Below are 12929 nucleotides of genomic sequence, written 5' to 3'. Positions count from 1 at the left end.
GGTCGAGCCGCCGGTCGGTATCGGTAACAAGAATGGTTCTAAGTCGGGCGGAAGCCGTTTCGGTTGTCAGGAATTTCAGCATCGTCCATATCGGCGCCGCCACAACGGGAGCGCAGGATGGACGAGCTGAACGGCAAGCTGATCGCGTGTCAGATTCTGATCACGGGATTGATCGCGCGTGTCGCCAATGAGCAGCGTGATCCCTTGCGCTTCCTCACCGACTTCCGGGACGAGATCAAAGCGGTCGTGAACGGCGTCAACATCGCCGGCATGGACTCAACCGATCGCGTGCGCGCTGTTGCGCTGAAAACCGTCGACGAATTGTTTTCGCTGATGAAGCCGCCGAGCAGCGATTGATGCTGCGAGCGAGCCATCGATTGCCCGGCATTCGGCGCGCGGTCTTTTAGAACGAGTCCAATATCAGTTTAGAACGATTTCAAACTGTAGTTTAGAATTGTTTTGAACTGGACCGATTCAAGGGTTCTTGCGAGGCGCTCGCATTGACCCGCTATTTTGCGGCCGATACCAACAACTCATCGTTCGTCAAAGTGAGTGAGCGAACAGGAAGATGGGGCGTTTGGTAATGGGGCAGGTGGTCGCACCGAGGTCGTTGCGTTCGGTCGCAGCATTCGGTCTGGTGGATGAAAAGTTCGCAGGTGTTTCCGGCAAGAAGGTCTCGGCAGTTGCGAGCTTGATCGCGGTGGCGTCGGTGTCGAGTGGCGCGCAGGCGCAGCAGTCCAACCTGCCGCCGGTAACGGTCGATGCTCCCGTCGAACGTCCGCGTCCAACGTCGTCGAAGCCTTCGCCGGAACAGGTCCGCGCCCGCAATGCGATTCGTCGCGCCGCGCAGCGCGAGCAGGCGGCACAGCAGACGGCGCCGACCACGCCGTCAGGCGCTCCCGACGGCAATCCCTATGCCGATCCGGCCGCGCCCTACAAGGTCGACCACGTCCAGGCCAGCGGCAAGTTTCCCGAGAAGATGCTGAACACGCCCAAGTCGATCACGGTGCTCAGCAAGGAAGTGCTCGAAGACAAGAACGCGACGACGCTGAAGGAGATCGGGCGCTCGACGGCGGGCGTGACGCTCGGCTCGGGCGAGGGCGGCAACGCGTTCGGCGACCGTTTCTTCATCCGCGGCTTCGATGCGCGCAACGACGTGTTCATCGACGGCATCCGTGATCCCGCGGTTTCCATCCGCGAGAACTTCTTCACCGAGCAGATCGAGATCCTGCGCGGGCCGGCATCCTCCTACGCCGGCCGTGGCACTGCCGGCGGTGCCATCAACATCGTCACCAAGCAGGCTGGCGACGTCAACTTCAAGCGCATGGACTCCGAGTTCGGCACGGATCAGACCAAGCGCGTCACGCTCGACGTCAACCAGGTCATCGACCCGACCTTCTCGGTGCGCACCGGCGGCCTGTTCCAGGATGCCAACGTCGCCGGCCGCGACTACGTGACCGACAATCGCTGGGGCACCTTCATCTCGACCAAGTACACCCCGACCAACGACATCAAGATCACCACGAACTACGTCCACACCGACCTCAGCGGCCTGCCGGATTTCGGCGTGCCCTATTACAAGCAGGGCAATGTGCCGGTGACCTCGGCCGGCATTCCGCGCGGCAATTGGTACGGCTTCCTTAATCGCGACTTCCAGACGGCGCGGCAGGATTTCGGTACCGGCACGATCGAGTACAAGGTCAATGAGGCCATCACGCTGACCAGCAAGGTGCGAGGCGAGCACTCGGTGCTCAACTATATCGGCACGCTGCCGCAGAATCCGAATACGACCAGCCCCAATCCGCTGCTCTGGACCACGACGGCGAGCGCGCAGAGCCGCTACCAGACCGTGGACGTGTGGGCCAACCAGAACGAGGCCACGTTCAAGCTCGACACCGGCGGGGTCAAGCACACCGCGGTGTTCGGCGTCGAATATTCGAACGAGAACATCTCGATCGACCGCTACGCCGGCCTCGCGTCGGAGCTGTCCGGCTCGCCCTTCACGAGCAACGGTGCCGTGACAGGGGTCAATCTCTACTCCCCGCAATACACCAACATTCCCTTCGGCATTCCGTCACTCCTCGGAAACCCGACGCGCTACGGCGTCAACACCAGCAGCGTCTATGTCATGGACACCGCGAACTGGCAGGACACGATCATCGTCAATGGCGGCGTGCGCTACGACGGCTACAGCCAGAGCGCGTCGAACAATTCGAGCTTCGTGAAGCAGAACGCGGATCTCGTGAACTACAACGTCGGCCTGGTCTACAAGCCGATGTCGATCGGCAGCATCTATGCAGCCTATGCGACCTCGGCCAATCCGTTCGGCTCGGAGCTTGACGCGACCGGCACCGATTACGGCGGCGTTCCGCCCAACTCGACCCTGTTGCTCGGGCCCGAGCGCAACAAGGCGATCGAGGTCGGCACCAAATGGGAACTCGCCGACCGCCACCTGCTGGTGACCGGCGCGCTGTTCCAGACCACCAAGGACAACGCGCGCGAGACCGTCAACGGCCTGCTGACCTCGGGCGCTGCCTACAGGATCCAGGGCATCGACATCGAAGCCGAGGGCAAGATCACCGATCGCTGGAGCATCTTCGGCGGCCTGGTCCTGATGCAATCCAAGGTCACCCAGAGCGGGGTTGCCTCCAATCTCGGCCTGCAGCTCGCCAACATTGCCCACCAGTCGTTCAGCATGCTGACCAAGTACAAGTTCGATGACGGCTGGGAGCTCGGCGGGCAGGCGGTGTACCGCTCGAAGGTTTACGGCGGCACGTTCGCGGCCAACACCAACGAGCTACCGAGCTATTGGCGCTTCGATGCCTTCGTCGAGAAGAAGATCGACAAGAACTGGACCATGAAGTTCTACGCGCAGAACCTGACCAACAAGCTCTATTACGACTCGTTCTATCGCAGCAACGTACCGTTCGTAGCGGTCGCGCCCGGGCGCGCGTTCTATGTCGTGACGACAGCGAAGTTCTGATCATGTTGACGTGCCTGCCAGGCGTTCTCAGCAAGGATGATGTGGCGGATTTCCGCCGCATCATGGACGCCAGCGAATGGGAGGATGGCCGGTCCACCGCCGGCGCGCAGTCGGCGATGGTCAAGCGCAACGAGCAATTGCCGCCCGATAGCGAAGTCGCGCGAAAACTCGGCAACCGCATCATCTCGGCGCTGACATCGAACCCGCGATTCATCGCGGCGGCTATACCGCTCCAGATCTTCCCGCCGCTGTTCAACCGCTATGCGGCGGATAGCGGCCACCATTTCGGCCTGCATGTCGACAATGCGATCCGCGGCGACCGTCTGACCGGCCTTCGCATCCGCACGGACCTCTCGGTGACGCTGTTCCTCGCCGAGCCGGAAGAGTACGACGGTGGCGAACTTGTGATCGAGGACACTTACGGCTCGCACGAAGTCAAGTTGCCAGCCGGCGACTGCGTGCTCTATCCCTCGACCAGCCTCCACCTCGTCACGCCGGTGACCAGGGGAACACGGGTTGCGTCTTTCTTCTGGCTTCAGAGCATGATACGGGACGATCAAGCCCGGAGCATGATCTTCGACCTCGACACCGCGATTCAGGCGCTGGTGGACCGGCTCGGGCGTGACGATCCCGAAACGGTCAAATTGACGGGTATCTATCACAACCTCATTCGCTACTGGGCCGAAGTATGAAGACCATGACCTTCCAAGCAAGCCTTGCCGCAGCCTTGATGCTGGCGGCCGCCTGGCTCGCATCCCCCGTTTCCGCCCAGACACAACCCCCCTCGGCACCGACGCAGTCGACGGCTCAGCCGGCCCCGGTCGCTCCGGCTCCGGCGGCGCCCGCGGCGACCACGCCTGCGGTCCCGGCGCCTTCGGCTTCGACGGCAGCCACCCCGGTCGCTCCGACGGCGCCCTCCGCGGCCGCCGTTTCGACCACCGCCAAGCCTGATGCCAAGTCCGATGCCAAGTCCGATGCCGCGGCTGGCATCGCGCCGGCGATGAAGGAATTGTCGCCCTGGGTGATGTTCATGTCGGCGGACGTCATCGTGAAGGCGGTGATGATCGGGCTCGCCTTCGCATCGCTGATGACTTGGACCGTCTTCATCGCCAAGTCGATCGAGCTGTCGGTCGCATCCTCCAAGCTTCGTTCGGCGCTGAAGAAGGTTGCGGAGACGCGCTCCCTCGCCGAAGCGCAGATGGCGCTCGGAGCGAAGGAAGGTATCCTGCCGTCGTTCCTGACGGCGGCCCTGCGCGAGGCGCGGATGTCGGCCGGCCTGTCCAGCGACGCCGGCATCAAGGAGCGCGCAGCCTCCAGCTTTTCCGAGATCGTGCGCGCCGAGGCGCGGCGGATCCGCATCGGCATGGGCGTGCTTGCGACCATCGGCTCGACCTCGCCCTTCGTCGGCCTGTTCGGCACGGTCTGGGGCATCATGAACAGCTTCATCGGCATCTCGAAGTCGCAGACCACGAACCTCGCCGTCGTCGCGCCCGGCATCGCCGAAGCGCTGCTCGCCACGGCGATCGGCCTCGTCGCCGCCATTCCCGCCGTCATCATCTACAATCACTTCTCGCGCGTGACGAAGGGCTATCTCGAGCTCGTCAGCCGCGCCTCGGGTGCGGCGGCGCGGCTGCTCTCGCGCGATCTCGACCGCAGCCACGGCAGCGTGCATTCGCGCGCAGCGGAGTGAGCCATGGGCGTTTCGCTCGCAGACAACGACGGCGACGACGACGATTTCTCGGAAACGCATGACATCAACGTCACGCCGTTCATCGACGTCATCCTGGTGCTGCTGATCATCTTCATGGTCGCAGCTCCGCTCTCCACGGTCGACCTGCCGATCGATCTGCCGACGTCGAGCGCGACGCCGCAGAAGAAGCCGGACAAGCCGACCTATCTCAGCATCAAGCCCGATCTGACGCTTGCCCTCGGGGAGAACCCGGTCCATCGGGCCGAGCTGATCGGGACGCTCGACGGACTGTCCGACATGAGCAAGGACAAGTACGTCTTCCTGCGCGCCGATCGTTCTGTGCCGTACGGGGAGTTGATGGGCGTCATGGAGCTCCTGCGCTCAGGCGGCTATACGCGGGTGAAACTGGTGGCGCTGGAAGGCGCACCGGGAGCGCCTGCGGCAGGCGCCGCTCAGCCTTAGAGGCCCGCTATGTCGGACGAACACAGACCATCCCGGAAGCTCTGGATCCTGGCGGCGGTGGCCGCGCTCGTGCTCCATCTGGGCGGTGCTGCGCTCGCGCTGGCTCATTTGCGTGCTGACGAGGACGGCGACGGCCTAGGTGCGAACGGTGCGGAATTCGCCGTGGAGATGGCATCGCCCAAGGCGCCCGAAACCGATCTGCCGCCCGGGCCCGACAGCGAAGCGATGCAGGAGCAGCAGGCGCTTCCCGAGCAAAAGGCCGAGACCAAGGAGACGGAGCTTCCAAAGGACCAGTCGCAGCAGGTCGAGGATCCCGATCGCGTCGTGACCGAGAACAACGCGAAGAAGCCGACGGAAGACGATCCGAAGATTCAGGCGGTCGAAACGCCGGCCGCCGAGGCCTCGCCGAAATCGGTTGCGACGGCACGGCAGACGCTCGAGGAGGACGCGCGCGAGGCCGAGAAGGCGCTGGCGCCCGTCATCGGCATCGGCAAGGACATCCTGAGGCTGACCGCCGACTGGAACCGCAAGATCAGCGCGCATTTGTCGCTGCACAAGATCAATCCGGAAGGCAAGCAGCCCAATAACCAGAAGGTCAAGGTGAGCTTCGCGATCAACCGGAAGGGCAACGTGCTGTCGGTGGATGTCGTGGAGTCATCCGGGGATTCAGCCTACGACGCGGCCGCGGTCTCGATTGTCCGCAAGTCCGATCCGATCCCGCAGCCGCCTGCCGGGCTGACCGAGGATCGGTTCGAGCGGACCGTCGATATCATCTTCACGCCGGCCGACGCGAAAAAGAAGAAGACGGCTCAGCGCCAGTAGAGCCGGATCCCGACATAGACGACGACGAGGCAGGCGAAGATCAGCGCCACCGGGAGCGGCCGTTTCTGGGTTCCAGCTGCCGCGCCAGGCCCGAAAAAGCTGGTCGTCTTTGGCTTCGGCGCCGGGCGGCGGAAAGCGGTAACATTGTCCGCCGCTGCTTCAGGCGGGCGAGGGCGGACGTCGGGTGCCGTTCCCGCGCCGCCCATCTCGGCATAATAGGCCTTGTAGATCGCACCGATGGTCGCCTCGGTGGCCTCGCCCTCGCTCATCTGCGCCAGCAGGTTCTGGTAGCTCGCCAGAAACTCCTGGGCCTCCGGTGGGAGCGCGGACGCCCCATTGAGCTTGGCCATCATCTTCCAAGTGGCAAAATCGGCGCGGGCGCGGGTGTCCGCGCGTCGCGCGATCAGCATATCGGCAGCTTTGACCAAGTCGGCCTCTGGCCTTTCGGCTTAAAGTTCGGGTGCGGTTGTTCAACTACGCATTGCCGGTCAGGAAGAGAACAGCCTGAATCACATAACCGGTCAACGTTCGCAGTATTACTGAAATAACATCAAGATTTAGACCGAACTGGGAACCTGCAAGGGGCAGCAGGATCAACAGGCCGATCAGGATCAGCATCCCGAACGGCTCGAGCCGGGCCAGTGGCATGGCGAGCGGGCGCGGCAACAGCCCGACCGCAACGCGCCCACCATCGAGCGGCGGGATCGGCATCATGTTGAAGACCGCGAGGATGGCGTTGATGATGAGCGCATTCTTGAGGTTGTCGGCGACCCATTTCGCCGAGCTTGCGGGGACAAGGGGCAGGGCGTGGAAGGCGAGGGCCACTGCAAGCGCCAGCAGGATGTTGGTGACAGGCCCCGCCAATGCCACCCAGACCATGTCCAGCTTGGGGTTGTTCAGCTTGCGGAAGTTGACCGGCACCGGCTTGGCATAGCCGAACAGGAACGGCGAGTGCGCGAACAGCAGCATCGCCGGCAGGATCAGGGTGCCGAACGGGTCAATATGCCTGATGGGGTTGAAGCTGACGCGGCCGAGCTGTGCGGCTGTGTTGTCGCCAAGCCGGTCGGCGACGAAGGCGTGCGCGGCCTCGTGGAAGGTGATGGCAAGCACCAGCGGCAGCACCCAGACGGAAAGGTCATAAAAGGAAATGTTCACGGCTCGTCCGTCCTGGTTTGCCTGCGCGCCTCGCAAAGCAGGCCGTATAGGGCCACAATCCATCACGATCTAGCGCTATATGGCGCCCAATTCCGAAATTGCCCGTTGCAAATGGTCCGCCAGGTGGGCGCCTGCGGTCGACAGGTCGTTCGCGCGGTGGAGGCGGATCTCCGCCGCCGGCAACGGCGGCATGCCGTCACGATCGGACAGCGCACGAAGGCTCGGCGGCAAGGTCCCGGCCTTTACCACCGTCACTGCGAGACCTTGAGCCGCGATCGTCTCGACCGCAGCGAGCGTCCGGCTGACATAGGCGAGACGCCAGGGCAGGTCCGCGGCGTCGAGCGCTTCCGCAGCCCACTGGCGAAACAGACAGCCCGGCGGGTAGAGCGCCATGGGAAGGGGACACTGCGCCGCGGTCCGATAGGATGGGGCGGCGGCCCAGACCGCCTGTTCGCGCCTCAATAACTCGCCATCGCCGCATCCTTGCGGATGCATGGCGATGACGAGGTCGTAGGCATCGCCGAGCCGCGCCGGCATCGTCGCGGTCAGTCCCGTCTCGATCTCGACCCGGACCAGAGGATGGTGCCTGGCAAAGCTCGCCAGCAGCGGCGGAATGACGAGGGTGCCGTAATCGTCCATCACGCCGAGGCGGACGACGGCGTCGGCCTTGCGTGCGCGGAGCGCCCCGACGGCCTCCGCGTTGAGTGCGAGAATGCGCCGCGCATAAGCGCGCAACTCTTCGCCCGTCGCGGTCGGCACGACGCCAGCCCTGGTGCGCTGAAACAGCTTGGTGCCAAGCCGCTCCTCCAGCCGCCTGATCTGGACGCTCACCGCCGATTGCGTGCGATTGAGCACATCGGCCGCGCGCGTGAACGAACGATGCTCGTCGACCGCGAGAAACGCCTTCAGCAGCTCGGGATCGAGATCGGGTGCGCTCATGACGAAAACTTATCCCAGCATCACGGAAATTCCATTCCATGTTTCGGCGTGCCTCGTATGCTGCCTTCGAAGTATCGACGGGAGGAAGCGTGGGCGAAATCTCCGGCGTTCTGGCGGCCGTGCTGTCGAGCGGTCTTGGCGGCACCTCGATCGGCGCCACGCGCTATCTCGTGAGCAACCTCGATCCGCTGGCGATCGGTTCGTTCCGCTTCGGCATCGGCTTTCTCCTGCTGTTACCACTGACGCTGCTGCGCGGCGATCGCTGGCCACTGCGAGCGGACTGGGCCGCCGCGACCGGGCTCGGCATGCTGTTCTTCGCTTTGTTTCCGATCCTGTTCAATGCATCGTTGATCTTCACCACTGCCGCGCGCGGGGCGCTCGCCTTATCCACGCTGCCGCTGTTGTCCCTCGTGATCGGCGCCGCGCTCGGTGCCGAAGCGCTGACCTGGCGCAAATCGATCGGCGTGGTGATTGCGACATTGGGTGTTGCTGTAGCGCTTCTCTCCGACCTGACCTCGGCACCGCCGGGCGCCTGGCGCGGTGACCTCCTGATGATGGCGGCCGCACTGTGCATGGCACTGTATGGTATCTGGTCGAAGCCACTGATCCGGCGCTCCAGCCCGATCGCCTTCACCACCATGAGCATGGCGGCGGGCGCTGCCTGCCTCATCTTGCTCTCCTGGATCCGCGGCAGCTTTGCGCCGGTCGCGGGCTTCGGCGCGCCGCAATGGCTGGCGGCTCTCTATCTCGGTGCATTCGGCGCGGCGCTGACCTTCTATCTCTGGGCTTTCGCGCTGGAGCGGACGACGCCGACGCGTGTCGCGATCTCGGTGACGGTCAACCCGATCACGGCGTCGCTGGTCGGCGCTTGGCTGCTGAACGAGCCGTTGCGCTGGAATCTGGCGGCCGGCATCGTCGCGGTGTTTGGCGGGATCTGGATCGCGACGACAACGGGCCGGCGGGCGCCGGCGGCAAGCGCGTCTGCGTCAGGCCAAGCCTGACATCACGCCGGGATCGTTCCCGGATATTGCACCAGGCCGTCGTCGAGCTTGAGCCAGGCGGGCTTTTCCGAGACCCAGATGTGCTCGGTCGGCGTGAAGGCATTGCGATCGTCGAAAACGGAGAGGGACACGCCCGCCAGCGTGCCGTTGCGCCGCCAGGCGAACAGGCGGGTGCCGCAGCGTTTGCAGAACACGCGGTCGATGTTCTCCGACGACGCATAGCGCTCCGTCTCGCCTTCGACGCTCAGCGCGCGCTGGTCGAACTGCGCGCGGGCGAAGAAGGGCGAGCCCATCGCCTTCTGACAGTTGCGGCAATGGCAGACGCGAACGTTGAGCGGCTCGCCCTCCGCCTTGAACCGGACCGCGCCGCACAGGCATCCGCCTTCCCGGATCATGCTGCCCTCAATAGGTTGCGCGTCCGCCCGAGATGTCGAACACCGCGCCGGTCGAGAAGGCGCAGTCCTCGGACGCGAGCCAGGCCACCATCGCGGCGAGCTCTTCGACCAGCACGAAGCGTCCCTTTGGAATTTTCGACAGCATGAAGTCGATATGCTGCTGCGTCATCTGGTCGAAGATCGCGGTCTTGGCCGCGGCCGGCGTCACAGCATTGACGAGGATGTCATGCGCGGCGAGCTCCTTGCCGAGCGACTTTGTCAGCGCGATCAGGCCGGCCTTGGACGCCGAATAGTGCGAGGCGTTCGGGTTGCCTTCCTTGCCGGCGATCGAGGCGATGTTCACGATGCGCCCGTATTTCTGCTTGAGCATCGCAGGCACGATGGCCTTGCAGACGATGAAGGGACCGTCGAGGTTGATGCGCAGCACCTTGCGCCATTCATCGAGGTCGGTTTCCCAGACCGGCTTGTTGACGCCGGCGATGCCGGCATTGTTGACGAGGATGTCGATCTTGCCGAACGCGGCGAGCGTCGCATCGCGCGCCTGCTCGACGGCCGCGGTGTCGGTGACGTCGACCTTGAAGACCTTGGTCTCGCCGCCGATCTCTTTCGCCGTCTTCTCGGCCAGCACGGAATCAAAATCCCAGATCGCGACCTTGGCGCCGGAGGCGGTGAGGCGCTCGGTGATAGCGCGGCCAAAACCCTGCGCGCCGCCGGTGACGATGGCGACGCGGCCGTTGAGGTCGATCTTGTTCATGCCGGGTGCCTCTGGGATCAGAGCATGTAGCCGCCGTCGACGACGAGGTCGACGCCGGTGGTGAAGGCGCTCTCGTCGCTGCCGAGATAGACCGCCATGGATGCGATCTCGTCGGCGGTGCCGAGCCGGCCCATCTTCTGGCGGGAGATGAACATCTCCTTGCCTTGCGGTCCCTGCGCGGCGGCGCGGTCGAGCATCGAGGGCGTCTCGACGGTGCCGGGGCAGATCGAGTTGCAGCGGATGCCCTTGGTGATGAAATCGAGCGCGACCGCACGCGATAGCAGCGACACCGCCGCCTTCGAGGAGCTGTAGACGTAGCGGTTCGCCGGCGGCCTCAAGGCCGCGCAGGAGGAGATGTTGACGATGCTGCCGCCGCCGCCCGCGATCATGTCGGGCAGGAAGGCCCTGATGGTCCGGTGCATCGACTTGACGTTGAGGTCGAACGAGAAATCAAAATCCTCTTCCGAGCATTCCAGGATGGTGCCGTGGTGCACGAAGCCGGCCGCGTTGAGCAGGATGTCGATGTTGCCGATACGCTTGGCGAAGGCGTTGACGTCGGCGGTGTTGCGGACGTCGAGCTTTGCGACCTCGGCGATGCCTTCCTTGGTCAGGCCGGCGATGCCGGCTTCATTGATGTCGGTGGCGATGACGGTTGCGCCTTCACGCGCGAATGCGAGGGCGCATGCGCGCCCGATGCCGGCGGCTGCAGCCGTGACGACGGCGCGTTTGCCCTTGAGGCGGTCTGCCATTTTCTTGTTCTCCTCGATTTCCTCATTGCCGTGACGCCGTAGCCCGGATGGAGCGCCAGCGTAATCCGGGATCCTGCGTTCGCGGATGGTGAACCCGGATTTCGCTACGCTCCATCCGGGCTACGGGTGCCCAGTTCAGTGATTATCCCGCGCCACACCAAAGGTGCCGGCGACGTTCTGGTAGCGCGTGGCGAGCTCCATGCATGCGCCGGTCGATTGCTGGCCGACGGTGTTGCGATAGATCTCCTGCCACGGCGTCTGGTTCTGCGGATGCTTGAAGCCGCCATTGGCCTTGAGCTCGGCGTGACGCTTCTTCAGCTCCTCGTCCGAGATCAGGATGTTGGCGCTGCCCTTGTTGAGATCGACGCGGACCTTGTCGCCGGTCTTGAGGACCGCAAGCCCGCCATTGGCGGCAGCTTCCGGCGAGGCGTTCAGGATCGAGGGCGAGCCCGAGGTGCCGGACTGGCGGCCGTCGCCGATGCAGGGCAGGGACAGGATGCCGCGTTTGATCAGCGCTGCCGGCGGCTGCATGTTCACGACCTCGGCTCCACCAGGGTAGCCGATCGGCCCGGTGCCGCGGATGAATAGCACGCAGTGCTCGTCGATATCGAGCGAGGCGTCGTCGATCCGCTCGTGATAGTCCTCCGGACCCTCGAACACGATGGCGCGGCCCTCGAATGCGTTGGGGTCTTTCGGATTGCTGAGATAGCGATCGCGGAATTCCTTGGAGATCACTGAGGTCTTCATGATCGCGGAATCGAACAGATTGCCCTTCAGCACCAGGAAGCCGGCGTCCTTCACCAGCGGCTTGTCGTAAGCCCAGATCACGTCGTTGTCGGGGACCGGCGCGTCCTTGCAGTTCTCGCCGATGCCGCGGCCGTTGACGGTGACGGCGTCCTCATGGATGCGCTTGTGCTTCATCAACTCGCGCACCACCGCAGGTACGCCGCCGGCACGGTGGAATTCCTCGCCGAGATAGAAGCCGGCCGGCTGCATGTTGACCAGGAGCGGCACGTCATGGCCGACCTTCTGCCAGTCCTCGATGGTGAGCTCGACGCCGATGTGGCGGGCCAGCGCGTTGATGTGGATCGGCGCGTTGGTCGAGCCGCCGATCGCCGAATTGATCACGATACAGTTCTCGAACGCCTTGCGGGTCAGGATGTCCGAGGGCTTGAGGTCTTCCCAGACCATCTCGACGGCGCGCTTACCGGTCTCGTAGGCGATCTGGCCGCGCTCGCGGTAGGGCGCGGGGATCGCCGCGCAGCCCGGCAGCGAGAAGCCGAGCGCTTCGGCAAGACCGTTCATGGTCGAGGCGGTGCCCATGGTGTTGCAATGGCCGACCGACGGCGCCGACGAGGCCACGATCTCCATGAACTCTTCATAGTCGATCTCGCCCGCGGCGAGCCGCTCGCGCGACTTCCAGACGATGGTGCCCGAACCGGTGCGCTCGCCGGCATGCCAGCCGTTGAGCATCGGGCCGCCCGACAGCACGATCGCGGGCAGGTTGACGGTCGCAGCCGCCATCATGCAGGCCGGCGTAGTCTTGTCGCAGCCGGTGGTGAGCACGACGCCGTCGAGCGGATAGCCGTAGAGGATCTCGACCAGGCCGAGATAGGCGAGGTTGCGGTCGAGCGCGGCGGTCGGGCGCTTGCCGGTCTCCTGGATCGGATGGGTCGGGAATTCCATCGCGATGCCGCCGGCCTCGCGGATGCCCTCGCGGACGCGATGGGCAAGCTCGATATGGTGGCGGTTGCAGGGAGAGAGGTCGTTGCCAGTCTGGGCGATGCCGATGATCGGCTTGCCGGACTGAAGCTCGGCACGGGTGAGGCCGTAATTGAGGTAGCGCTCCATGTAGAGCGCCGTCATGCCCGGATTATGCGGGTTGTTGAACCATTCCTGGGAACGAAGGTGGCGTCGGGAGCCGTTGCCGGCGGGCGCATGCCCATTGGTCGGTTTTTTTGTCATTGGTTTCTCCTGCA

Annotated in this window: 14 protein-coding genes; 7 read left to right on the top strand and 7 right to left on the bottom strand. The window is 64.3% G+C overall.

All coding sequences use genetic code 11. The features are described from left to right. Positions 1-117 precede the first annotated feature (117 nt). From GGD67_RS03235 to GGD67_RS03210, 6 genes are all read left to right on the top strand, one after another. Positions 118-357, top strand: a complete 240-nt coding sequence (locus tag GGD67_RS03235; RefSeq protein ID WP_018319817.1) for a hypothetical protein — start codon at positions 118-120, stop codon at positions 355-357. A gap of 226 nt (positions 358-583) precedes the next feature. Further along, positions 584-2983: a TonB-dependent siderophore receptor gene (locus GGD67_RS03230; protein WP_179731414.1), complete on the top strand. Its 2400-nt coding sequence runs from the start codon at positions 584-586 to the stop codon at positions 2981-2983. A 2-nt stretch (positions 2984-2985) separates the two neighbouring features. Further along, positions 2986-3675 carry a Fe2+-dependent dioxygenase gene (locus tag GGD67_RS03225; RefSeq protein ID WP_018319819.1) on the top strand — a complete coding sequence of 230 codons (690 nt, stop codon included), beginning with the start codon at positions 2986-2988 and terminating at the stop codon, positions 3673-3675. Beyond that, on the top strand, positions 3672-4673 hold the full coding sequence (gene exbB / locus GGD67_RS03220) for a tonB-system energizer ExbB (RefSeq protein WP_179730844.1): 1002 nt from the start codon (positions 3672-3674) through the stop codon (positions 4671-4673). The genes GGD67_RS03225 and exbB overlap by 4 nt, the downstream gene beginning before the upstream one ends. A gap of 3 nt (positions 4674-4676) precedes the next feature. Next, positions 4677-5135: a TonB system transport protein ExbD gene (gene exbD / locus GGD67_RS03215; protein WP_018319821.1), complete on the top strand. Its 459-nt coding sequence runs from the start codon at positions 4677-4679 to the stop codon at positions 5133-5135. A 9-nt stretch (positions 5136-5144) separates the two neighbouring features. Then, positions 5145-5957 (top strand): energy transducer TonB, encoded by an 813-nt coding sequence (locus GGD67_RS03210; RefSeq protein WP_018319822.1) that lies wholly within the window; start codon positions 5145-5147, stop codon positions 5955-5957. Here the strand turns inward: GGD67_RS03210 and GGD67_RS03205 are convergent. The 3 genes from GGD67_RS03205 to GGD67_RS03195 all read right to left on the bottom strand — a co-directional run bounded on the left by GGD67_RS03205 (position 5945) and on the right by GGD67_RS03195 (position 8051). Beyond that, on the bottom strand, positions 5945-6367 hold the full coding sequence (locus GGD67_RS03205) for a hypothetical protein (protein WP_179731412.1): 423 nt from the start codon (positions 6365-6367) through the stop codon (positions 5945-5947). The genes GGD67_RS03210 and GGD67_RS03205 overlap by 13 nt on opposite strands. A 64-nt stretch (positions 6368-6431) precedes the next feature. Continuing rightward, positions 6432-7112: a site-2 protease family protein gene (locus tag GGD67_RS03200; protein ID WP_026202259.1), complete on the bottom strand. Its 681-nt coding sequence runs from the start codon at positions 7110-7112 to the stop codon at positions 6432-6434. 75 nt (positions 7113-7187) lie between these two features. Continuing rightward, on the bottom strand, positions 7188-8051 hold the full coding sequence (locus tag GGD67_RS03195) for a LysR family transcriptional regulator (RefSeq protein ID WP_179730842.1): 864 nt from the start codon (positions 8049-8051) through the stop codon (positions 7188-7190). Between the two features lie 89 nt (positions 8052-8140). Here GGD67_RS03195 and GGD67_RS03190 point away from each other — a divergent pair, with 89 nt between their 5' ends. After that, positions 8141-9052: a DMT family transporter gene (locus GGD67_RS03190; RefSeq protein WP_179730840.1), complete on the top strand. Its 912-nt coding sequence runs from the start codon at positions 8141-8143 to the stop codon at positions 9050-9052. Positions 9053-9054: 2 nt separating this feature from the next. On the opposite strand, the gene GGD67_RS03185 is transcribed toward GGD67_RS03190, so the two are convergent. From GGD67_RS03185 to GGD67_RS03170, 4 genes are all read right to left on the bottom strand, one after another. Beyond that, positions 9055-9447, bottom strand: coding sequence for a GFA family protein (locus GGD67_RS03185; RefSeq protein ID WP_179730838.1), 393 nt, complete (start codon positions 9445-9447; stop codon positions 9055-9057). A gap of 7 nt (positions 9448-9454) precedes the next feature. Next, positions 9455-10201, bottom strand: a complete 747-nt coding sequence (locus GGD67_RS03180) for an SDR family NAD(P)-dependent oxidoreductase (protein WP_179730836.1) — start codon at positions 10199-10201, stop codon at positions 9455-9457. 17 nt (positions 10202-10218) lie between these two features. Beyond that, a complete protein-coding gene (locus tag GGD67_RS03175; protein ID WP_179730834.1) occupies positions 10219-10950 on the bottom strand; it encodes an SDR family oxidoreductase in 732 nt (243 codons plus the stop codon). A gap of 135 nt (positions 10951-11085) precedes the next feature. Beyond that, the gene (locus GGD67_RS03170; RefSeq protein WP_018319830.1) at positions 11086-12915 is read right to left on the bottom strand and encodes an IlvD/Edd family dehydratase; all 1830 of its coding nucleotides are present in this window, start codon (positions 12913-12915) and stop codon (positions 11086-11088) included. Between the last annotated feature and the right edge of the window lie 14 nt (positions 12916-12929).

The sequence above is a fragment of the Bradyrhizobium sp. IAR9 genome (assembly GCF_013408065.1).
Taxonomy (GTDB): Bacteria; Pseudomonadota; Alphaproteobacteria; order Rhizobiales; family Xanthobacteraceae; genus Bradyrhizobium.
This window is presented reverse-complemented; position numbering and strand designations above follow the sequence as displayed.